At 65.3% G+C, this 22358-nt stretch carries 21 protein-coding genes; 10 read left to right on the top strand and 11 right to left on the bottom strand.

The features are described from left to right. Position 1: 1 nt before the first annotated feature. The 7 genes from WCE05_RS04315 to tcyJ all read right to left on the bottom strand — a co-directional run bounded on the left by WCE05_RS04315 (position 2) and on the right by tcyJ (position 7236). The gene (locus WCE05_RS04315) at positions 2–802 is read right to left on the bottom strand and encodes a MetQ/NlpA family ABC transporter substrate-binding protein (RefSeq protein ID WP_253080303.1); all 801 of its coding nucleotides are present in this window, start codon (positions 800–802) and stop codon (positions 2–4) included. Further along, positions 795–2183: an LLM class flavin-dependent oxidoreductase gene (locus WCE05_RS04310; RefSeq protein ID WP_368815500.1), complete on the bottom strand. Its 1389-nt coding sequence runs from the start codon at positions 2181–2183 to the stop codon at positions 795–797. Before WCE05_RS04310 ends, WCE05_RS04315 begins: the two co-directional genes overlap by 8 nt. Continuing rightward, positions 2183–3364: an SfnB family sulfur acquisition oxidoreductase gene (locus WCE05_RS04305; protein WP_253080301.1), complete on the bottom strand. Its 1182-nt coding sequence runs from the start codon at positions 3362–3364 to the stop codon at positions 2183–2185. Before WCE05_RS04305 ends, WCE05_RS04310 begins: the two co-directional genes overlap by 1 nt. 132 nt (positions 3365–3496) lie before the next feature. Next, positions 3497–4738 (bottom strand): SfnB family sulfur acquisition oxidoreductase, encoded by a 1242-nt coding sequence (locus WCE05_RS04300; RefSeq protein WP_368815499.1) that lies wholly within the window; start codon positions 4736–4738, stop codon positions 3497–3499. A 274-nt stretch (positions 4739–5012) separates the two neighbouring features. After that, positions 5013–5774, bottom strand: a complete 762-nt coding sequence (tcyN, locus tag WCE05_RS04295) for an L-cystine ABC transporter ATP-binding protein TcyN (protein WP_368815498.1) — start codon at positions 5772–5774, stop codon at positions 5013–5015. Positions 5775–5776: 2 nt separating this feature from the next. Then, entirely contained in the window at positions 5777–6445 is a 669-nt protein-coding gene (gene tcyL / locus WCE05_RS04290) for a cystine ABC transporter permease (RefSeq protein WP_225786661.1), read from the bottom strand. Further along, positions 6442–7236 (bottom strand): cystine ABC transporter substrate-binding protein, encoded by a 795-nt coding sequence (gene tcyJ, locus WCE05_RS04285; RefSeq protein ID WP_225786660.1) that lies wholly within the window; start codon positions 7234–7236, stop codon positions 6442–6444. Before tcyJ ends, tcyL begins: the two co-directional genes overlap by 4 nt. Positions 7237–7522: 286 nt before the next feature. Here tcyJ and epsC point away from each other — a divergent pair, with 286 nt between their 5' ends. Both epsC and betT read left to right on the top strand, forming a co-directional pair. Beyond that, positions 7523–8455 (top strand): serine O-acetyltransferase EpsC, encoded by a 933-nt coding sequence (epsC, locus tag WCE05_RS04280; RefSeq protein WP_225786659.1) that lies wholly within the window; start codon positions 7523–7525, stop codon positions 8453–8455. Positions 8456–8765: 310 nt separating this feature from the next. Continuing rightward, positions 8766–10727: a choline transporter BetT gene (gene betT, locus WCE05_RS04275; RefSeq protein WP_253080307.1), complete on the top strand. Its 1962-nt coding sequence runs from the start codon at positions 8766–8768 to the stop codon at positions 10725–10727. 43 nt (positions 10728–10770) lie between these two features. Here betT and tauD read toward each other — a convergent pair whose 3' ends face one another. Genes tauD through tauA form a run of 4 tightly spaced genes read right to left on the bottom strand, consistent with a single transcriptional unit; the run spans position 10771 to position 14266 of the window. Next, positions 10771–11604 (bottom strand): taurine dioxygenase, encoded by an 834-nt coding sequence (gene tauD, locus WCE05_RS04270; protein WP_368815497.1) that lies wholly within the window; start codon positions 11602–11604, stop codon positions 10771–10773. Between the two features lie 46 nt (positions 11605–11650). Beyond that, entirely contained in the window at positions 11651–12490 is an 840-nt protein-coding gene (tauC, locus tag WCE05_RS04265; protein ID WP_368815496.1) for a taurine ABC transporter permease TauC, read from the bottom strand. Then, a complete protein-coding gene (gene tauB / locus WCE05_RS04260) occupies positions 12487–13281 on the bottom strand; it encodes a taurine ABC transporter ATP-binding subunit (protein WP_368815495.1) in 795 nt (264 codons plus the stop codon). Before tauB ends, tauC begins: the two co-directional genes overlap by 4 nt. Positions 13282–13294: 13 nt before the next feature. Next, positions 13295–14266, bottom strand: coding sequence for a taurine ABC transporter substrate-binding protein (tauA, locus tag WCE05_RS04255; RefSeq protein WP_368815494.1), 972 nt, complete (start codon positions 14264–14266; stop codon positions 13295–13297). Positions 14267–14776: 510 nt separating this feature from the next. On the opposite strand from tauA, the gene WCE05_RS04250 reads away from it, so the two are divergent. From WCE05_RS04250 to ssuB, 8 genes are all read left to right on the top strand, one after another. Beyond that, complete coding sequence (locus WCE05_RS04250; RefSeq protein ID WP_368815493.1) at positions 14777–16108, top strand: OprD family porin; 1332 nt, start codon at positions 14777–14779, stop codon at positions 16106–16108. Positions 16109–16264: 156 nt separating this feature from the next. Then, positions 16265–16903, top strand: a complete 639-nt coding sequence (locus WCE05_RS04245) for a peroxiredoxin (protein WP_225786653.1) — start codon at positions 16265–16267, stop codon at positions 16901–16903. 542 nt (positions 16904–17445) lie between these two features. Next, the gene (locus tag WCE05_RS04240) at positions 17446–17691 is read left to right on the top strand and encodes a DUF3077 domain-containing protein (RefSeq protein WP_253080296.1); all 246 of its coding nucleotides are present in this window, start codon (positions 17446–17448) and stop codon (positions 17689–17691) included. Between the two features lie 167 nt (positions 17692–17858). After that, a complete protein-coding gene (gene ssuE / locus WCE05_RS04235) occupies positions 17859–18452 on the top strand; it encodes an NADPH-dependent FMN reductase (protein WP_225786651.1) in 594 nt (197 codons plus the stop codon). 92 nt (positions 18453–18544) lie between these two features. Further along, positions 18545–19510 (top strand): sulfonate ABC transporter substrate-binding protein, encoded by a 966-nt coding sequence (locus WCE05_RS04230; RefSeq protein WP_253080295.1) that lies wholly within the window; start codon positions 18545–18547, stop codon positions 19508–19510. Positions 19511–19567: 57 nt separating this feature from the next. Next, positions 19568–20716 (top strand): FMNH2-dependent alkanesulfonate monooxygenase, encoded by a 1149-nt coding sequence (gene ssuD, locus WCE05_RS04225; protein WP_253080294.1) that lies wholly within the window; start codon positions 19568–19570, stop codon positions 20714–20716. Between the two features lie 10 nt (positions 20717–20726). After that, positions 20727–21524, top strand: coding sequence for an aliphatic sulfonate ABC transporter permease SsuC (gene ssuC, locus WCE05_RS04220; protein ID WP_253090677.1), 798 nt, complete (start codon positions 20727–20729; stop codon positions 21522–21524). Next, positions 21521–22333, top strand: a complete 813-nt coding sequence (gene ssuB, locus WCE05_RS04215; RefSeq protein ID WP_368815492.1) for an aliphatic sulfonates ABC transporter ATP-binding protein — start codon at positions 21521–21523, stop codon at positions 22331–22333. Before ssuC ends, ssuB begins: the two co-directional genes overlap by 4 nt. Positions 22334–22358 lie beyond the last annotated feature (25 nt).

Below are 22358 nucleotides of genomic sequence, written 5' to 3'. Positions count from 1 at the left end.
CTCAACCCTCCCAGCCGGCCTGGTAGAGGCTGCCGTGGGCTTTGTCCAGGGCCGCGCGCACGGCGGGCGAATGCTGGTAGATGTCGACGAACCTGGCCAGGCGCGGGTCGTCCTTGCTCTGTGGGCGGATGACGAACTGGATCACGTATTCCTTGTTCTCCAGGCCATCGAACAGCAGTGCCGAGGTGGCGTCGAAGCTGTTGGCCAGGCGGATGTACGCGGGGTAGCCCTGGACCAGGTCGGCGTCATCGTAGGCACGTACCAGTTGTACAGCTTCCACCTGGAGGATCTTCAACTGCTTCGGGTTGGCGACGATGTCGTCCTCGGTGGCCTTGTAGCCAACCCCCGGCTTGAGGTCGATCAACCCGGCCTTGGCCAGCAACTGCAGGCCGCGGCCGCTGTTGATCGGGTCGTTGGCGATGGCCACGCTGGCCCCGTTGGGCAGATCGGCAAAGCGCTTGTAGCGCTTGGAGTACAGGCCGACGTTGTTGATGATGCCCGGGGCGTAGGGCTCCAGCTCGAAGCCGGCGGCGGCCTTGGCGTTCTCCAGGAAGGGGATGTGCTGGAAGTAGTTCACGTCGATGTCGCCGCTGGCCAGGCTCACGTTCGGCGCGATCCAGTCGCTGAACTCGATCAGCTTGACCTCCAGGCCCTGCTTGCGGGCCTCGTCCACCGCCGCTTCGAGCGGGATGGCAAAGGCTGCGGTGGTGCCGACCTTCAGCGGTTCGCCGGCCAGCGCAGTGGCGGCCAGGCCCAGGGACAGCACGGCGGCCGCGACGGGCCGGAACAGTTTCTCAAGCATGGTGCAAGGCTCCAGTCGGGGTAGGGGGGGTGGCGCGGTAGGCGGCACCGGGGTGGTCGGCGGGCAGGTGCGGGTGGCCGCTGGCGAAGAGCTTCTCGCGCAGGCTGCCGGGTGCGTAGGCGGTCTTGTAGCGGCCACGGCGTTGCAGCTCGGGGACCACCAGGTCGATGAACGCCTCATGGCTTTCCGGGGTGACGGTGCGGGTCAGGTTGAAGCCGTCCAGGCCGGTCTCGTCGATCCAGGCGATCAACTGCCCGGCGACCTGTTCGGGCGAGCCGACCAGGGTCACGTAGCGCCCGCCCAGGGCGTGCTGCTCCAGCAGACGGCGGCGGGTCCAGGCGTTGTCCTGCAACTGGCGGGTCGCGGACTGGATGGCGTTGCCCTTGGCGAAGCCGATCGGCTCGTCCAGGCCGTAGGCGGCGAAGTCGATGCCGGTGGAACTGGCAAAGTGCGCCACGCCCGCTTCCGGGCTGGCATAGCGCAGGTATTCGGCGTGCAGGGCCTGGGCCTGCTGTTCGCTCGGCGCGACGATCACCGTGATGCCCATGAAGACCTTGATCGCCTGCGGGGCGCGGCCGCTGGCCTGGGCCGCGGCACGTACCTTGTCGACCTGGGCACGGGTGGTCGCCTTGTCCTGGCCGCTGATGAACACGCACTCGGCATGCTGGCCGGCGAAAGCCAGGCCGCGTGGCGAGCTGCCGGCCTGGAACAGCACCGGGGTACGCTGGGGCGAGGGCTCGCACAGGTGGTAGCCCTCGACATGGTAGAACTCGCCCTGGTGGCGAACCTTGCGCACCTTGTCTGGGCGGGCATAGACGCGCCGAGCGCGGTCGGCGACCACGGCGTCGTCATCCCAGCTGCCTTCGAGCAGTTTGTACAGCACCTGCAGGTATTCGTCGGCCTGGTCGTAGCGGCGGTCGTGCTCGGGTTGCCGTGCCAGGCCCATGGCGCGGGCGGCGCTGTCCAGGTAGCCGGTGACGATGTTCCAGCCGACCCGACCATTGCTCAAATGGTCGAGGGTGGAGAGGCGCCGAGCGAACAGGTAGGGCGCGTCATAGGTGAGGTTGGCGGTCAGGCCGAAGCCCAGGTGCCGGGTCACGGCGGCCATGGCCGAGACCAGCAGCAGCGGGTCGTTGACCGGCAACTGGATGGACTCTTTGAGCGTCACGTCCACCGACTGCCCGTAGACGTCGTAGGTGCCGACGATATCGGCGATGAACAGCCCGTCGAACAGCCCGCGCTCGAGCAACTGGGCCAGCCGGGTCCAGTATTCCAGGGTCCGGTACTGGGTCGCTTGGTCCCGAGGGTGGGTCCACAGGCCGTGGTTGATGTGCCCGACGCAGTTCATGTCGAAGGCGTTGAGGAGGATCTGCTTGCCCATCAGATCGTCCCCCGGCGTGGCGGGTTCTCGCCGTTGAGGTAGTAGTTGCCGATGGCGTGGTACTTCCAGCGCACCGGGTCGTGCAGGGTGTGGACCCGGGCGTTGCGCCAGTGGCGGTCGAGGTTGTGCTCGGCCAGGGTGGCCTGGCTGCCGGCCAGTTCGAACAGGGTGCTGCCAGCTGCCAGGGAAATCTCGGTGCTGATTGCCCGGGCCTCGGCCACGGCGATGGACGCGGCGGCGACGGTGTCGGCGTTGCTGGCGTCGCGGGCGCGGTCGAGGTATTCACCGGCGCGCTCCAGCAGGGCCTCGGCGGCATGCAGGCGGATGGCCAGGTGACCGAAGCTCTTGAGACTCAGTGGGTCGTCGCTGGCCTTGTCGACGCCGGAATCGACCCAGGGGCGGCTACGGCTGCGCACGAAGCGCAGGGCGTCGTCGAAGGCGGCGCGGGCGATGCCGGTGTCGATGGCGGCATGGAGGATCTGCGCCAGCGGGCCGACCGGGGTCGGGCGCTCGAAGGCGCTGTCGAAGGGCACCACGTCCTGGTTCGCGACGAACACGTTGTCGAACGTCACCGAGCCGCTGCCGGTGGTACGCTGGCCGAAGCCGCTCCAGTCGTCGATCACCTGCAGGCCAGCAGCATCGGCAGGCACGAAGGCCAGGTGCTGTACACCCTGTTCATCGATCACCGAGGTGGGGATGCGCTGGGCGTACAGGGCGCCGGTGGCGTAGAACTTGCGGCCGTTGATCCGCCAGCCATCGCCATCGCGGGTCAGGCGGGTGGTGCGGTCGTGGGCGGTCTTGGTGCCCAGCTCGGCCAGGGCGTTGCCCAAGCGTCGCCCGGCCAGGACCTCGGCATAGAGGCGCCGTTGCTGCTCGGGGGCGCCATTCACCCGTAGCACTTCCAGGGCATAGAAGTGGTTCTGCGGAATCTGCCCGAGGGAGGCGTCGGCCTGGGCGATGCGGGCGATGACCTTGGCCAGGGTGACGTTGGATACCCCCGCGCCGCCGAAGGCCTTGGGCACGCTGATGGCCCACAGGCCGGAGCGGGTGAACAGGTCGAGCTCGGCGTGGGGCAGGCGGCGCTCGCGGTCGCGCAGGGCGCTGTCGCGTTGCAGCTGCTGGGCGATTTCCTCGGCGACGGCCAGGGCCTGGGCGTCGGAGGTGATCAGGGATTGGGTCATGTCGTTCTCCAAGGGGCGCTGCTTCGCTGCTCTCGCAGGGACACCCACATGAGTCGCGCTGTTCGTGAGAACAGCGTCAAACCTATGGGTGCGGGCTTGTCCGCGAAGGGCTGCGAAGCAGCCCCGGCTCACTCAAATCCAGGAATGACGGGCAGGGCGGGTGCCGTTGAGGTGCCAGGCGCCGACCGCGTGGTATTTCCAGCGCACCGGGTCGTGCAGGGTGTGCACCCGGGCGTTGCGCCAGTGACGGTCGAGGTTGAACTCGGCGAGGGTGGCGCGGCTGCCGGCCAGTTCGAACAGCTTCTCGCTGGCTTGCAGGGCGATCTCGGTGGTCAGCACCTTGGCCTCGGCCACGGCGATCGAGGCACGTGCCGCGGCGTCTTCGTCCACGGCGCCGGCGTTGACCTCGTCGAGCACCCTGGCGGCCTTGCGCAGCAGGGCCTCGGCGGCATGCAGCTCGAGCTTGAGACGGCCGATGTCGGCGATCACGTAGAGATCATCGCCGGCCCGCTCGACCTTGGCGTCGACCCATGGCCGGGACTTGTCGCGCACGAAGGCGATGGCATCCTCGATCGCCGCTTCGGCGATGCCGGCATCGATGGCCGCCTGGATCAGTTGCGAGGCGGCACCCTGGGTGTTGGGGACTTCGCGCTGGCGGCGGGTGTCGATCACCAGGTCCGCGTCCACCGGCACCTGGTCGAGCAGCACGGTGCCGCTGGCGGTGGTGCGCTGGCCGAAGCCGGACCAGTCGTCGACGATGCGCAGCCCCGGGCTGCCACGGCGGACGAAGGCCAGGCGCTGGTGGCCCTCGTCATCCAGGGCCTTGACCGCTACCCAGTGGGCGAACAGGGCGCCGGTGGAGTAGAACTTCTCGCCACTGATGCGATAGCCGGCGCCGTCGCGGGTGATCCGCGCCTTGAGCGTCAGGGTGTCCTTGGTGCCGCGTTCGGGGCCGGCATTGCCGATGCGCCAGCCGTCGAGCACGGAACGAAACAGCACGGCCTGCTGCGCCTCGCTGGCGGTCAGGCGCAGCAGTTGGAGCATGCCGAACTGGTTCTGCGGGATCTGCCCGAGCGCCGGATCGGCGGCGCTGATGAGGCGAAAGACCTCGGCGATGGTGGCGAAGGAAACCTCGGGGCCGCCATGGGCCTTGGGAATGCTGATGCTGCCCAGGCCGCTGCGGGTGAATTGTTCGATCTCGGCCCATGGCAGCCTGCGCTGCTGGTCACGGCGTGCGGCTTGCTGGCGAGCGGTCTCGGCCAGTTCGCGGGCGGCTTGCAGGGCCTCGGCATCGGTGCGCAGCACCTTGGCCGGCAGCAGCAGGGGCGAGCTGTCGAGATCGCTGGAGGGAAGCGTGTTCGGCTGGCTGGACATCAGTGCTGCTCCCTGGCTGCACTCAATGCCCTGGCGTTGCGCACTGGGGTGATTGTGATCCTGACCATTCCTTACCTCACAAAAGTTGAAAGCGTCGCCTCAGCTGACGGCGACAGACGTTTGCTGGTCCGGTGGTCCGGTCTATATACCCTATGCGCTTATAAAAACTTTATGAACTAACTTTTTGGACTATAGATAGAAGAGCCGCTCGGGCGGGGAAGGATGGCGCTTGATTGATAGGGGCGCAAAGCGCCCCCAGGTGCTCGAAAGCGCTCTAGCCTTGCGAGGCTGCCGTGCCAAGGAACTTGCGCAGGAACTGCTGCGTACGCTCCTCCTGCGGATGGGCGAACAACGCCTTGGCCTCGCCCTGCTCGACGATCACCCCCTTGTCGAAGAAGATCACCCGGTTGGCCACGTCCCGGGCAAAGCTCATCTCGTGGGTGACGATGATCATGGTGCGCTTTTCCTCGGCCAGGCCGCGGATGGTCGCCAGGACCTCGCCGACCAACTCTGGATCGAGCGCCGAGGTCGGTTCGTCGAAGAGGATCACCTCCGGTTCCATCGCCAGGGCCCGGGCGATGGCCACCCGCTGCTGCTGGCCGCCGGACAGGCGCCGCGGATACGCGTCTTCCTTGCCGCCCAGGCCGACCTTGGCCAACAGCGTGCGGCCCAGTTCCACGGCCCTGTCGCGGGGCATCTTCTTGACGATCACCGGCCCCTCGATGACGTTCTCCAGGGCGGTGCGGTGGGGGAACAGGTTGAAGTTCTGGAACACGAAGCCGGCCTGCTGGCGCAGACGGCGGATCGCCGCTTGCTGGCCGCCGAGCGGGCGGTTGGCGTCGATGCTGATGTCACCGACCTGGATGCGTCCGGCGTCGGGTGTCTCGAGCAGGTTGAGGCAGCGCAGGAAGGTGGTCTTGCCGGAGCCACTGGGGCCGATGATGGCCACCACCTCGCCGGGCTGGACGGTCAGGTCGATGCCGTTGAGCACGGTGTGGCCCTTGAACTGCTTGCTCAGGCCTTCTACGACGATCATCTTCAGTGCTCCCGGTCATGCTGGTTGACCCGCGCTTCCATGCGGTTCTGGAAGTGCGCGAGGATGCTGCACAGTATCCAGTAGATAACGGCCACGGCCAGGTACATGGTGAAGACCTCGAAGGTCCGCGCGGTGATCAGTTGGGCCTGGCGGAACAGCTCCGGTACCTGGATGGTCGCCGCCAGGGCGGTGTCCTTGACCAGGGAGATGAAACTGTTGCCCAGCGGCGGCAGGGCGGTGCGCATGGCCTGTGGCAGGATCGCCCGGCGCATGGCCTGGGTGCGGGTCATGCCGATACTGGCGGCGGCCTCCCACTGGCCACGGTCGATCGAGGAAATCGCCGCGCGCAGGATCTCGCAGATGTACGCCGCCATGTTCAGCGACAGGCCGATCAGCGACGCCGGTATCGGGTCGAGTTCGATACCGATCTGCGGCATGCCGAAGTAGATCACGAACAGTTGCACCAGCAACGGCGTGCCGCGGAAGAACGACACGTACACCCGGGCCAGCCAGTCCAGCGGCAGGATCTTCGACAGGCGCATCAGCGCCAGGGCAAAGCCCAGGATCAGGCCGAAGAACATGCCGCCGACGCTGAGGACGACCGTGTAGCCAGCGCCCTTGAGCAGGAAGGGCGTGGAGTCGAGGACGAGTTGCAGGCTTTCGGCGATCATTGAGTGACGTCGGCACCGAAGTATTTCTCGGACAGCTTGGCCAGGGTGCCGTCAGCCTTGAGCTTGTCCAGTGCCTTGTTGATCGCCTCGAGCAGCTCCGGCTCGCCCTTGCGCAGGGCCACGCCCGATTCCAGGCGCGAGAACGCCTCGCCGGCGAGCTGGGTGTCCTTGGCCTTCTGGGCGTATTCCAGGGCGGCCAGGCGGTCGATCAGGATGGCGTCGATGCGGCCGTTGCGCAGGTCGGCGAACTTGCTCGGGTCGTCCTCGTAGGTGCGCACGTCGGCCTGTGGCACGTCCTGCTTCACCCATTGCTCGTAGTTGGTGCCCAGGCCCACGCCAACCTTCTTGCCGGCCAGGTCGGCGGCCTTGTGGATGTTCAATTGCTCGGCCTTCTTCTTCAGCACCAGGGCCTGGATGCCGGAGATGGTGTAGGGCTCGGAGAAGTCGTATTTCTTCTTGCGCTCCTCGGAGATGGTCACCTGGTTGACCACCACGTCCAGGCGCTTGGATTCCAACGCCGCGAGGATACCGTCCCACTTGGTCGGCTGGATCCTGGCCTTGACCCCCAGCTCCTTGGCCAGCAGCTCGGACAACTCCACCTCGAAACCGGCCAGCTTGCCGTTCTCGTCGACGAAGCTGAACGGCGGGTAGGTGCCCTCCAGGCCGATGCTGATGCTGCCTTTTTCCTGGATGGTCTTGAGTTGCTCGCCGGCGAAGGCCTGGTTGAACAGGCCGGTGCCCAGCAGGATGGCCAGGCTGGCGGTGAGAAGCGGTTTGGCGAATGTCGACATGTGTGGGCCCCGCGCTTGTTGTGGAAGTAGTGGGTGGCGACTATAGGGGTGGGCTATATAGGTCTTGAAATAATAAAAACTTATTTTGTTATTTCTTTTATTTCTTTATCGAGAGATTCGACAGCATTGAGGGTAGGTCAGGAATGCCTGGTCTGTCAGCGCTGCTTATGCCCGACTTAGCGCAGGATGGAATAAAGCGTTGTTTTTTCCAAGGGACGGATTTGCCGTAGAGTGGATCGTACCGGCGCAGCCATTACCAAGAAAACCGCCGGGTCAGGAGAATACCGTGAGCGAACATCCATCGACTGGGCATTGGCAACTGCAGGGCATCGTCAGCGGCTTGCGCAGCGCCCGTGAGCAATGGCGTAGCCGCAACGGCCGCAGCAGCGGCGAGCAAGGCGGGCGGGAATTGCCTTCGCGCGAGGCCATGCGGCAGATCCTCGAGCAGTTGTGCGGGGCGCTGTTTCCCATGCGTCTGGGGCCGGTGGACCTGCGTGAGGAAAGCGAGGACTTCTATGTCGGCCATACCCTGGATGCCGCCCTCACGGCGTTGCTGGCCCAGGCCCGTCTGGAGCTGCGCTACGCGGCGCGCCACGGCAAGGCCGAGATCGTCGACGTGGATGCCCATGCCCTGCGCCTGATCCAGGACTTCGCCGCCGCCCTGCCGGGCCTGCGCGTGCTGCTCGACACCGATGTACTGGCCGCCTACCAGGGCGACCCGGCGGCGCGCAGCGTCGACGAGGTCTTGCTGTGCTACCCGGGCATCCTGGCGGTCATCCACCACCGCCTGGCCCACCACCTGTACCAGGCCGGCTTGCCGCTGCTGGCGCGGATCAGTTCGGAGCTGGCCCACTCGGCCACCGGTATCGACATCCACCCCGGTGCGCAGATCGGCTCGAGCTTCTTCATCGACCATGGTACGGGCGTGGTGATCGGCGAGACCGCGATCATCGGTGAACGGGTACGCATCTACCAGGCGGTGACCCTGGGCGCCAAGCGCTTCCCGGCCGACGAGACCGGCATGCTGCACAAGGGCGAGCCGCGCCACCCGATCGTCGAGGACGATGTGGTGATCTATGCCGGGGCGACCATCCTTGGGCGGATCACCATCGGCAAGGGCTCGACCATCGGCGGCAACGTCTGGCTGACCCGCAGCGTTCCGCCGGAGAGCAACATCACCCAGGCGAACCTGCAGCTGGAATGCGAGGGGCAGAAGTAGGCCTGGCGCTTGGGATGACGGGGGCAGTCCATTCTGTGGGAGCCGGCTTGCCGGCGATGGGGCGCGAAGCGGCCCCAACTACCCGCGCCGTGAAAGGTTCGATGGTCGGCCGAACCGCGACCCCGGGTCGCATTGAACGCCGATCCATGTTTAACTTGAACGCTTGTTCAAATTAAACGCTGGTCCATTGCCGGTGTTCAACAGGAGGATTCCCTTTGCTGAACCCGTTCAATCCGAACCTTACGTCCTTCGACGAGGTGCACGTTCAATGACTGCACCGACGCCATCCCTTGCCAACGGCAAGATCCGCATGAACCCGCCGGTGTTCTATTTCGCGGCAAGCTTCATCCTCATCTTCGGCCTGGTGGTCATCGCCAACCCGCAGGCGGCGGGCAAGTGGTTGCTGGCGGCACAGAACTGGGCGGCCAACACGGTCGGCTGGTACTACATGCTGGCCATGACCCTGTACCTGGTCTTCGTGGTGGTCACCGCCTTGTCTGGCTACGGCAAGATCAAGCTCGGTGCCGACCACGACGAACCCGAGTTCAGCTACCTGTCCTGGGCCGGCATGCTGTTCGCCGCCGGTATCAGCATCACCCTGTTCTTCTTCTGCGTCTCCGAACCCCTGACCCACATGCTCCAGCCCCCCCAGGGCGAGGTGGGCACGGTGGAGGCCGGGCGCCAGGCGATGCAGTTGCTGTTCCTGCACTGGGGCCTGCATGGTTGGGGTGTGTTCGCCTTCGTCGGCATGGCCCTGGCCTATTTCGCCTACCGCCACAACCTGCCGCTGGCGCTGCGCTCGGCGCTGTACCCGTTGATCGGCAAGCGCATCAACGGGCCGATCGGCTACGCGGTGGACGGCTTCGGCATCATCGCCACGGTGTTCGGCCTGGGCGCCGACATGGGCTTTGGCGTGCTGCACCTGAACGCAGGCCTGGACTACCTGTTCGGCATCGACCACAGCCAGTGGGTGCAGGTGATCCTCATCGTGCTGATGATGGGCGCGGCCGTCGCCGTGGCGGTCGCCGGGGTGGAGAAGGGCGTGCGGGTGATGAGCGACATCAACTTGTTCCTGGCCTGCGCTCTGCTGTTGTTCGTGCTGTTCGCCGGGCCTACTCAGCACCTGTTCAACACCCTGATCCAGAACCTGGGCGACTACCTTGGCGCCTTGCCGCGCAAGAGCTTCGATGTCTATGCCTACGGCGAGAACCGAGACTGGCTGGGCGGCTGGACGGTGTTCTACTGGGCCTGGTGGATCGCCTGGGCGCCCTTCGTCGGGCTGTTCATCGCACGGATTTCCCGGGGCCGCACGATCCGTGAGTTCGTCTTCGGCGTGCTGCTGATCCCGCTGGGGTTCACCCTGGCGTGGATGTCGATCTTCGGCAACAGCGCCATCAATCAGGTGCTCGAACACGGCATGACCGCGCTGGCCCAGTCGGCCTTGGACAACCCGCCCATGAGCCTGTACCTGCTGCTGGAAACCTACCCGTGGAGCAAGACGGTGATCGCGGTGACGGTGTTCATCAGCTTCGTGTTCTTCGTCACCTCGGCCGACTCCGGCACCGTGGTGCTCTCGACCCTGTCGGCCAAGGGCGGCAACGCCGACGAAGACGGGCCGAACTGGCTGCGCATCTTCTGGGGGGCGATGACCGCATTGGTCACCAGTGGGCTGCTGTTCGCCGGCAGCATCGACTCGCTCAAGTCCGCGGTGGTGCTGACCTCGCTGCCGTTCTCGCTGATCCTGCTGTGCATGATGTGGGGGTTGCACAAGGCGTTCTACCTGGAGTCCCAGCGGCAGATCGCGCAGATGCATTCGCTGGCACCGTTCGCCCAGTCACGCCGTGGTCGCGGCGGCTGGCGCCAGCGCCTGAGCCAGGCGGTGCACTTCCCATCGCGGGACGAGGTGTATCGCTTCATGGATGACGTGGTGCGCCCGGCCATCGCCGAGGTGACCGAGGTGTTCGAGCAGAAGGGGCTGGCGTTGATCACCCAGGACGATCCGAGCCATGACAACGTCAGCCTGAAGATCGGCCATGGCGAGGAACAGCCGTTCATCTACCAGGTGCAGATGCGCGGGTACTTCACCCCATCGTTCGCCCTCGGTGGGCTGGGGACCCAGGAGTTGAGGAATCGCCGTTACTACCGCGCCGAGGTGCATCTGTCCGAGGGCAGCCAGAACTACGACCTGGTGGGCTACAGCAAGGAGCAGATCATCAACGACATCCTCGACCAGTACGAGCGGCACATGCAGTTCCTGCACCTGGTCCGGTAGATCGCTGGGGCCGCTTTGCGGCCCCTTCGCGACACGAGGCCCTTCAGAACGGCACATCCCCAAGAATGGTCGCCCGGTGCATCACCCGCCGCTGCGGCCGGTAGTCGTCCACCGCGTAATGCTGGGTCACACGGTTGTCCCAGAACGCCACGTCATGCTCCTGCCATCTCCAGCGAATGCTGAACTCCGGCCGTGTGGCATGGGCGAACAGCAGCTTGAGCAGCGCCTCGCTCTCATACTCGTTCAATTCGTTGATCCGTGTAGTGAACCCTTCGTTGACGAACAGCGCCTTGCGCCCGCTCACCGGGTGGGTGCGCACCACCGGGTGCGACAATGGCGGGTTGTTGCGCCGGGTCGCCTCCCAGCGTGCCAGGTCTTCGGGGGTGGTGCCGAAGCGCTCCAGGGGGAACGACTTGGTGAAGTCATGCGTGGCGGTCAGGCCGTCGAGCAGCGCCTGCAATGGCGCCGACAGCGCTTCGAAGGCGGCGATGCCGCTGGCCCACAGGGTGTCTCCGCCAAAGGCTGGCAACTGCTTGGCGCTGAGCACCGCGCCCAGCGCCGGCGTTGGCAGGAAGGTGACGTCGGTGTGCCACACGGCATTGTCGCGTACATCGGTGACCGCCGTGTCGAGGACCAGCACCTGCGGGGTTTCCGGCACGTTGGGGTAGATCGGGTGGATGTGCAGGTCGCCGAAACGCGCGGCGAAGTTCGCCTGCTGTGCCGGCTCGATCGGCTGGTCGCGGAAGAACAGCACCTGGTGTTCGAGCAACGCCTGCTCGATGGCATCGCGCTGTTCGGCGCTGATGTCGCGGGTGAGGTCCACGCCGCTGATCTGGGCGCCGAGCGCCGGGCTGAGGGGGGTGACGATCAGGCTCATGTCGGTTGCTTTCCTAGGCGCCGGGGTGCCGGCGTGGTCAGTGTCATCAGTGGCTCTGCCCGTGCCAGGGCACCAGCTTGCGTTGCAGGGCGCGCAGGCCCATCTCCAGGGCGAAGGCGATCAGGGCGATCAGCAGGATCCCCAGCACCACCACGTCGGTGACCAGGAACTGCGCCGCCGACTGCACCATGAAGCCCAGGCCGCTGGTGGCGGCGATGAGCTCGGCGGCCACCAGGGTCGACCAGCCGACACCCAGGCCGATGCGGATGCCGGTGAGGATGTCGGGCAGGGCGCTGGGCAGGATCACGTGGCGGATCAGCTGGGCCTTGCTGGCGCCCAGGGACTGCGCCGCGCGCAGCCTGGCCGGATCGACGGTGCGCACGCCGGTGGCCGTGGCGATGGCGATTGGGGCGAAGATCGCCAGGTAGATCAGCAGCACCTTCGACAGCTCGCCGATGCCGCACCAGATCACGATCAGCGGCAGGTAGGCCAGCGGAGGGATGGGCCGGTAGAACTCGATCAGCGGGTCGAGGATGCCACGGGCCACACGGTTATGGCCGATGGCGAGGCCGATCGGGATGGCGCTGAGCACCGCGGCGCCCAGGGCCAGGCCGATGCGCCCGAGGCTGGCGCCCAGGTGTTGCCAGAGGCTGGCGTCCATGTAGCCCTGGGTCAGCAGTGTCCAGGCCTTGGCCAGGATGTCGGCGGGCGAGGGCAGGAACAGCGGCTCGATCCAGCCGGCCGTGGTCACCAGCCACCAGGCCAGCAGCAAGGTGGCCAGGGTCAGGGCGCTGATCCAGCGGGTCGGCAGCGCGCGGCGTGCCTTGGCGGAGGGGTGTGGCCGGGCGTTGCGCTTGGTGGCGACCGGCAGGTCCAGGCTGCTCATGCGGACTCCTGCCGACGGGCGGCTTCGCGTTGGGAGAACACCCGCGCCAGTACGTGCTCGCGGGTCTCGATGAAGCGTGGGTGGGACTTGATCGCCCGCGCCGGCTCACCGGCGGCGTAGCGCTGGCCGAAGTCCAGCTGCAGGCGCTCGACCACGCGCCCCGGGTTGGGCGCCAGCAACACCAGTTCGCTGGCGAGGAACACGGCTTCCTCGATGTCGTGGGTGATCAGGAACACCGGCTTGGCGGTGCGTTGCCAGACTTGCAGCAACAGCTCCTGCATCTGTTCGCGGGTGAAGGCGTCGAGGGCGCCGAAGGGTTCGTCCATCAACAGCACCCGAGGGTCGGCCGCCAGCGCCCGGGCCAGGCCCACGCGCTGTTTCTGGCCGCCGGAGAGTTGCCAGATGCGCCGCTCGCCGAAGCCGGCGAGGTCGACCAGGGCGAGCATTTCGCGGGCCTTGGCCTCGCGCTCGGCGCGGGGCACTCCAGCGAGTTCCAGGCCAAAGGCGACGTTGCTCAGCACGTCCTGCCAGGGCAGCAAGGCGTCGTCCTGGAACACCACGCCGCGCTCGGCGCCCGGGCCCTGCACCGGCGCGCCATCGAGGGTGATGCGCCCACCGCTGGGGGCGACGAACCCGGCGATCAGGTTGAGCAGCGAGGTCTTGCCGCTGCCGGAGGGGCCCAGGGCTACCAGCAGTTGGCTGGGGCCGAGGTTCAGGTTGATATCGGCCAGTACCGGGGTGGTGGCGCCGGGGTACTGTGCGCTGATGCGCTCCAGTTCGAGCAAGGCCATGGCAGGCTCCGGATCAGTTGGGGAGGTATTGCGCGCTGACGTAGGGCGAGTAGTCCGGCAGTACCGCCTCGACCTTGCCTTGCTGCTTGAGGAAGGTGGCGGTGTCGGTCAGCGCCTGGGTGGTCGGTGCACCGAGCGCGCTGGCCTGGTCGGCGGCCAGGGGGTAGACGTTGCCCTGCAGCAGCACCGGGATATCGGCGGGCTTGGCGCCGGAAAGCTTGGCCAGCTTGGCGACGTTGTCCGGGTCGGCCAGCCAGGCCTGTGGGTCCTTGCCGTAGTCGGCGTAGGCGTCGAGGGTCACCTTGGCGAACGACTTGACGATGTCCGGGTGCTTGGCGGCGAAGTCCTTGCGCACGATCCAGGCGTCGAAGGTCGGTGCGCCTTTCTCGGCCAGCTCGCCAGAGGTGATCAGCACCTTGCCGTTCTCCTTGGCCACGCCCAGGGCAGGGTCCCAGACGTAGGTGGCGTCGATGTCGCCACGTTTCCAGGCGGCGATGATCGCCGGTGGCGCCAGGTTGAGGATCTGCACCTTGGCCGGGTCGATGTTCCAGTTCTTCAGGGCGGCCAGCAGGCTGTAGTGGCCGGTGGAGACGAAGGGCACGGCGACTTTCTTGCCGACCAGGTCCTGCGGCGTCTTGATGCCATCGCGGGCGACCAGGGCTTCGCCGGCGCCGATCTGCGTGGCGATCAGGAACGTTTCCACCGGCAGCTTGCGGGTGGCCGCGGCGGCCAGCGGGCTGGAGCCCAGGTAGCCGATCTGCACGTCGCCGGAGGCCACGGCGGTGATCACGTCGGCGCCGTTGTCGAACTTGCGCCAGTCGATGCTGGCCTGGCTGGCCTTTTCATAGGTGCCATCGACCTGGGCGACCTTGGCGGGGTCGACGGTGGTCTGGTAGGCCACCGTCAGGTCGGCTGCCTGGGCGAACCAGCTGGCGCCGGCCAGGGTCAGGGCGGCGAACAGGCGCAGCGGAGCGTGCGGGATCATGGGAGGACTCCTCGTCAGGCAATCAGGGTGATGGATGGCGAGAGGCTAAATGATCTAAGAAATTAAAAATAAATAACTTTTTAGCATTAGCTTAGGAGCCAATCGCTTTAAGCCTGGGGCGGCAGGCTGACGGGACGTGATCTTGCGCAATGGCGAAACAAGAGAGGCCTGCTAGGCTTTCCGGGCTTTGCGGCAGGGTGATGACGGTTATAGGCAAACGTTTGCAAATAACCTAAAGGAATGGTAGCTGGGTGCCGATACAACTTTTGGTAGTAAAGGTTCCTAGATTATTCCTTAAAAATCTTAGTAATTCATAAAACAGTCATTTTGGATTTATAGGATTGTCATTATCCTGTAGCGCAGGCGGCGTCTTAGACCAAAGTCGTGAAATGATTGGTAACGATTGACTTCACGGCCACTCTTTGGTGCTAAATCGCCCATCCCGGGTGAGCGGGGCAGAAGATCCCGCCGCCAGAGACGCACAAGAATTAGAACGTAGAGGAGCAAAACATGTACAAGTCCAGCCTGGCCCTGGCCGTGGCACTGGGGGTTCTCGCCCAACAAGCAAGCGCAGCCGGTTTCATCGAGGACAGCAAGCTGTCCCTGAGCTCGCGCACCATGTACTTCAACGACGACAACCGCGAAGGCGGTGCCGACCAGAAAGAAAGTGGCCAGGGCTTCAAGCTCGACTACCTGTCTGGCTTTACCGAAGGCACCGTAGGTTTTGGCGTTGATGTTCAAGCGCTGTGGGGCATTCACCTGGATGGTGGCCGTGGTAGCCGTCCAGATGCCAACAACACGTTCTTCCCAAGTGACTCCGACGGTTCGGCCGTCCACAATTGGGCCCGCATCGGTGGTAACGCCAAGGCGCGCTTCTCGAAGACCGAGGCCCACTTCGGTAGCGCCCTGGCGCCGAACCTGCCGATCCTGGTCTCCAACGACGGTCGTCTGCTGCCGCAGACCTTCGAAGGTGGCACCATCACCTCGAAGGAAATCGACAACCTGACCATCAATGCCGGTCAGCTGACCCACGCCATGGGTCGTGCTTCGAGCAACCGTACCGGCCTGTCGGTCGCTGGCGCCTCGGCTGACAGCAACAAGTTCCGCTTCGGTGGCGTGGACTGGAAAGTCACTCCAGACCTGACCCTGCAGTACTACTACTCGAACCTCGAAGACTTCTACAAACAGCACTTCCTGGGTGCGACCCACGTCTTCAAGATCTCCGACGACTCGTCGTTCAAGACCGACCTGCGCTACTTTGACAGCAGCAGCGACGGCAAGAACGGCGACGGCGGCGGCTACAACTTCAACAACAACGGTGGTTACGCCAAGAACACCGGCGAGGTCGACAACAGGACCTGGTCTGCCATGTTCACCTATACCCTGGGTGGCCATGCGTTGATGGTCGGCCATCAGCAAGTCAGCGATGACGGCGGTTTCGTCTGGCTGAACCAAGGCAACGTCGAAGATGGCAACGGCAACCTGGAAGGCGCTGGCGGTGCCAGCTTCTACCTGTTCACCGATAGCATGATCAACCAGTTCGCACGTGCGGGTACCAACACCACCTTCGGTCAGTACAGCTATGACTTCGCCCGTGTCGGCGTACCTGGCCTGAAAGCGTCGGTCGCTTACCTGCGTGGTACCGACATCCGTAACGCTTCCGGCAACGGTACCTACCATGAGTGGGAACGCGATGCGCGGATCGACTACGTGATCCAGGAAGGTACCCTCAAGGGCCTGGGCGCCAGCCTGCGTCACGGCGTCTACCGTGGCGAGGGCGAAGCACCGGTCGACAAGGACCAGACCCGCTTCATCGTCAACTACACTTACAGCTTCATGTAAGTCGTAGCTGCATACAAAAGCCTCGCCTAGTGCGAGGCTTTTTTGTGATCGCGATTTGGTATGACCTTTTGTTATAAACAAATCGATATTTATTCTTTTTGTTTTGCATCGGATACAGGCACATTGAACCCATAACGCAGACACAGGAGCCCCACCATGAGCCTCAAACTCGGCGACATCGCCCCCGACTTCGAACAGGATTCCAGCGCAGGCAAGATCCGTTTCCACGAATGGCTGGGCGACAGCTGGGGCGTACTGTTCTCCCACCCGGCCGACTTCACCCCGGTGTGCACCACCGAACTGGGACTGACCGCCAAGCTCAAGGAAGACTTCGCCCAGCGCGGCGTCAAGGCCATCGCCCTGTCGGTGGACCCGGTCGAGTCGCATACCCGCTGGATCGATGACATCAACGAGACCCAGAACACCGTGGTCAACTTCCCGATCATCGCCGACGCCGACCGCAAGGTTTCCGACCTGTACGACCTGATCCACCCCAATGCCAGCGACACCCTGACCGTACGTTCGCTGTTCGTCATCGACCCGAACAAGAAGGTGCGCCTGACGATCACCTACCCGGCCAGCACCGGGCGCAACTTCAACGAGATCCTGCGGGTGATCGACTCGTTGCAACTGACCGACAACCACAAGGTCGCCACGCCGGCCAACTGGCAGGATGGCGACGAGGTGGTGATCGTGCCGTCGTTGAAGGACGAGGACGAGATCAAGCAGCGCTTCCCGAAAGGCTACCGGGCGGTGAAACCCTATCTGCGGCTGACTCCGCAACCCAATCGTTGAGAATCCTTCGTTGCATTGCTCTTAGCCATAGCAGGGATCTTCGGGCCGTTTCGACGGCCCTTTTTTATGGGCGCAATCTTGTGGGTGAATCGGTGCGATGGTTCTTGGGGCCGCTCTGCGGCCCCACATGCACTGCCCCAATTTGTCGGACATTTCCGATCCTGAAACGAATTGCTTCAGTTCATCGTAATTAGCGAACTATCCTACGTGCCTGCCGGAAACCGCCGCATTGTTGGTGCAATGCCCCGGGGATAATTTCACCGGGTCGTCATATTTGGCGACCGGGGGTGAGATCCCGGAGCTACAAGCGGCCTTTCCTGTTATGGCAGCCGTGTTCGGGCAGACTTCGGTCTGACCGGGTTTCTTGTGCCCCGGATCTCACCCCGTACACGGCTGCCGCCCTTCGTCTTGTGAGATTGACGATGGTGGTGACTTCCTGAAATCGCACAAGAGTCTCTGCCATGAAGAAGATCGTCCCCGACCCACCGCACTCTCCTGATTTCCCGCCGACAACCACCTCCGCCCATATCAGGAGCAAGGCGATGACCGATAGCCCCTGGAAGACGGCAGGTGTCCAGACCTGCCTGGATACGTATCGCATCCAGCCCGGCATTCCATTCCAAACGGCCTTCAGCGAACTCTCCGTATTGCTCGGCTGCATCCGTCATCTGGCCTGTGAAGCGGAAATGGAGGGCGACCTGATCGCTGGCAGCGCCACCCGGATCCTCAGCGCCATGGCCAAGGCGTTGATCGATGACATGGAGATCGGGATGAACCGGGAACGGTGATTCGACTCAGGGGCTGCTTTGCGGCCCCAAATGGCAAAACAAAAAATGGAATAAACAAATGAAAAAATATGATTTCTAGATATATATGACGAGCTGTTAATGTCACCTCATCCAGCGGGGCCCACAAACCCCGCGGCCATGTAACAGAATTCAAGGACGCGTCTTCCATGCTGGTCGTTTCTCTCGGCGGTAGCCCCAGTACCCGTTCACGCTCCGGCGTGCTTCTCGATCGTTCACGCCAATGGCTGCAGGACCGTGGTGTCGAGGTGGTGACCTTCCAGGTGCGTGAGTTCGCCGCCGAGGACCTGCTGCATGCGCGCTTCGACAGCCCGCAGGTACGGCACTTCAACGCGCTGGTCGCCCAGGCCGACGGCCTGGTGGTCGCCACCCCGGTGTACAAGGCCTCCTTCGCCGGAGCCTTGAAAACCCTGCTCGACCTGCTGCCCGAGCGCGCCCTGGAGCACAAGGTGGTACTGCCGATCGCCACCGGTGGCAGCATCGCCCACATGCTGGCGGTGGATTACGCGCTCAAGCCGGTGCTGTCGGCGCTCAAGGCCCAGGAGACGCTGCAGGGCATCTTCGCCGACGACAGCCAGGTCGCCTACGGCGAGCACGGCCAGCCGGCGCGGCTGAGCGAAGCCCTGGAAGAGCGCCTGCAGGATTCGCTGGAACTGTTTCACAGCGCCTTGGCCCGACGGCCCAAGCCCGTGGCTCCTGGCGTGCTCAACGAACGCCTGCTCAGTGCCCGCTGGAGCATCTGAGCTGGTAATACCGCTTCACCGTTTTCCCCACCTTACTCGCCCGCCAACGGGCAAGCAGGTGCAACCCGAACCCCATCGCACAGGAGAGCGCCATGCGCACAGTCTTCTTGCGTCGAGGTCTGGTCGCCCTGTTTGCGGCGGCTGTGTCCTTCGGCGCCATCACCCAGGCACAGGCCGAGAGCTTGCGCATCGGCTACCAGAAATACGGCACCCTGGTGCTGCTCAAGGCCAAGGGCACGCTGGAGAAGCGCCTGGCAGAGCAGGGCGTGCAGGTGCAATGGACCGAGTTCCCCGGCGGCCCGCAGTTGCTCGAAGGGCTGAACGTCGGCTCCATCGACTTCGGCGTCACCGGCGAGACGCCGCCGGTGTTCGCCCAGGCCGCCGGGGCCGACCTGCTCTATGTCGCCTATGAGCCGCCTGCGCCGCACAGCGAGGCGATCCTCGTGCCCAAGGGCTCGCCGATCCAGTCGGTGGCGCAGCTCAAGGGCAAGAAGGTCGCCCTCAACAAAGGCTCCAACGTCCACTACCTGCTGGTGCGCGCCCTGGAAGAGGCGGGCCTGAAGTACAGCGATATCCAACCGGTCTACCTGCCACCGGCCGATGCCCGCGCCGCCTTCGAGCGCGGCAGCGTCGACGCCTGGGTGATCTGGGACCCGTACCAGGCCGCCGCCGAGCAGCAACTGCAGGCGCGCACCCTGCGTGACGGCAAGGACCTGGTCGACAACCACCAGTTCTACTTGGCCACCCGCCAGTACGCGACCACCCATCCGGGCGTGATCGCCACCCTGGTCGACGAGGTGCGTGCCGTGGGCGAGTGGTCCCAGGCCAACCCGCAGCAGGTCACCGACCAGGTGGCGCCGCTGCTCGGCCTGCCCGCCGACATCACCCTCACATCGGTCAAGCGCCAGGGCTACGGTGCGGCGCCACTTACCCCAGAGGTGGTGGCGGCCCAGCAGAAGATCGCCGACACCTTCCAGGCCCTGAAGCTGATTCCCAAGCCCTTGAGCATCAAGGACGTGATCTGGACACCGCCAGCCAAGGTCGCCACCGCGCCTTGACGATTCGCCTGTGCTGGGGCGCCGCCCCGGTTCGCACCCTTCGAGGAGACAACTCCAATGAGCCTTAACATTTTCTGGTTCCTTCCCACCCATGGCGACGGCAAGTACCTGGGAACCAACGAGGGCGCCCGCGCCGTCGACCACGGCTACCTGCAGCAGATCGCCCAGGCCGCCGATCGCCTGGGCTTCGGCGGGGTGCTGATCCCCACCGGCCGTTCCTGCGAGGACTCCTGGCTGGTGGCGGCATCGCTGATCCCGGTGACCCAGCGCCTGAAGTTCCTGGTGGCCCTGCGCCCAGGCATCATTTCGCCGACCGTGGCGGCGCGCCAGGCGGCGACCCTCGATCGCCTGTCCAATGGTCGCGCGCTGTTCAACCTGGTGACCGGTGGCGACCCGGACGAGTTGGCCGGCGACGGCCTGCACCTGAACCACCAGGAGCGCTACGAGGCGTCGGTGGAGTTCACCCGCATCTGGCGCAAGGTGCTCGAAGGCGAAGTGGTCGACTACGACGGCAAGCACATCCAGGTCAAGGGCGCCAAGCTGCTCTACCCGCCGATCCAGCAACCGCGTCCGCCGCTGTACTTCGGTGGCTCGTCGGACGCCGCGCAGGACCTGGCTGCCGAGCAGGTCGAGCTGTACCTGACCTGGGGCGAGCCACCGGCCGCGGTGGCCGAGAAGATCGCCCAGGTGCGGGAGAAGGCCGCCGCGCAAGGCCGCCAGGTGCGCTTTGGCATCCGCCTGCACGTGATCGTGCGCGAAACCAACGAAGAAGCCTGGGCTGCCGCCGAAAAACTCATCTCGCACCTGGACGACGATACCATCGCCCGTGCCCAGGCCTCGCTGGCGCGCTTCGACTCCGTGGGCCAGCAGCGCATGGCTGCTCTGCACAACGGCAAGCGTGACCAGCTGGAAGTGAGCCCCAACCTGTGGGCCGGTGTCGGCCTGGTGCGCGGCGGTGCCGGCACGGCCCTGGTCGGCGATGGCCCGACCGTGGCGGCGCGGGTCAAGGAATATGCCGAGCTTGGCATCGACACCTTCATCTTCTCGGGGTATCCACACCTGGAGGAGTCGTACCGGGTCGCCGAGTTGCTGTTCCCGCACCTGGACGTCCAGCGCCCGGAAATCGCCAAGAGCGGCGGCTACGTGAGCCCGTTCGGCGAGATGGTGGCCAACGACATCCTGCCCAAGTCCGTGGCACAGAGCTGAGGGCCGAGCCATGAGTCGTACAACCTCCACCACCTGGCCGCAGCGCCTGGCGCCCTGGGCCTTGCCGCTGGCGCTGCTGGCGGTGTGGCAACTGGCGGTCGCCAGTGGCTGGCTGTCGACCCGCATCCTGCCGGCACCGAGCGCGGTGTTCGGCGCCGGCGTCGAGCTGGTACGCAGCGGGGAGATCTGGAGCCACCTGGCCATCAGCGGCTGGCGGGCGGCCCTGGGCTTCCTGATCGGCGGCAGCATCGGCCTGGTGCTGGGCTTCATCACTGGGCTCTCGAAGTGGGGCGAACGCCTGCTCGACAGCTCGGTGCAGATGATCCGCAACGTGCCGCACCTGGCGCTGATTCCGCTGGTGATCTTGTGGTTCGGCATCGACGAGTCGGCGAAGATCTTCCTGGTGGCGCTGGGGACGCTATTCCCCATCTACCTCAACACCTACCACGGCATCCGCAACGTCGACCCGGCGCTGGTGGAGATGGCGCGCAGCTATGGCCTGTCGGGCTTCGCCCTGTTCCGCCAGGTGATCCTGCCGGGCGCGCTGCCGTCGATCCTGGTGGGCGTGCGCTTCGCCCTGGGCTTCATGTGGTTGACCCTGATCGTCGCCGAAACGATCTCGGCCAACGCCGGCATCGGCTACCTGGCGATGAATGCCCGTGAATTCCTGCAAACCGACGTGGTGGTGCTGGCCATCGTCCTGTACGCCGTGCTCGGCAAGCTTGCCGACTTGGCCGCCCGCGGCCTGGAGCGTGTCTGGCTGCGCTGGCACCCCGCCTACCAGGCGGTGAAGAAGGAGGGCGCATGACCGTGCTCAACGAACAACCGCCGCGCCTGTTGCGCGGTATCCCCCTGGCGGCCAAGGACCTGCGCAAGACCTTTGGCCAGCGCGAAGTGCTGCGGGGCATCGACCTGCACATTCCGGCCGGCCAGTTCGTCGCCATCGTCGGCCGCAGTGGCTGTGGCAAGAGCACCTTGCTGCGCCTGCTGGCCGGGCTCGACCAGCCCAGCGGCGGTGAGTTGCTGGCCGGGGCCGCGCCCTTGGCCGAGGCCCGCGAGGACACCCGCCTGATGTTCCAGGACGCACGCCTGCTGCCCTGGAAGAAGGTGATCGACAACGTTGGCCTGGGGTTGTCCGGCAACTGGCGCCCCCAGGCCCTGGAAGCCCTGGAGGCGGTCGGCCTGGCCGAGCGCGCCAACGAGTGGCCGGCGGCGCTGTCCGGTGGCCAGAAACAACGTGTCGCCCTGGCCCGGGCGCTGATCCACCAGCCGCGCCTGCTGCTGCTGGACGAGCCGCTCGGCGCCCTGGATGCCCTGACCCGTATCGAGATGCAGCAACTGATCGAGCGCCTCTGGCGCCAGCACGGCTTCACCGTGCTGCTGGTCACCCACGACGTCAACGAAGCCGTCGCCGTGGCCGACCGGGTGATCCTGATCGAGGACGGCGCCGTCGGCCTGGACCTGGTCGTCGACCTGCCAAGGCCCAGGGCGCGTGGCTCGCACCGCCTGGCAGCGCTGGAGAACGAAGTCCTCAACCGAGTCCTGTCCGTCCCGGGTACGCCGCCCGAGCCGGAACCTGTAGCCCCTCTGCCCACGCAACTGCGTTGGGCGCACTGAACCCCAGAAGCCATAGAGAAGGAAT

Source organism: Pseudomonas sp. I2, assembly GCF_040984075.1.
GTDB classification, from domain to species: Bacteria; Pseudomonadota; Gammaproteobacteria; order Pseudomonadales; family Pseudomonadaceae; genus Aquipseudomonas; species Aquipseudomonas guariconensis_B.
The sequence above is the reverse complement of the archived record's forward strand: the minus strand, read 5'-3'. Positions and strand labels throughout refer to the sequence as shown.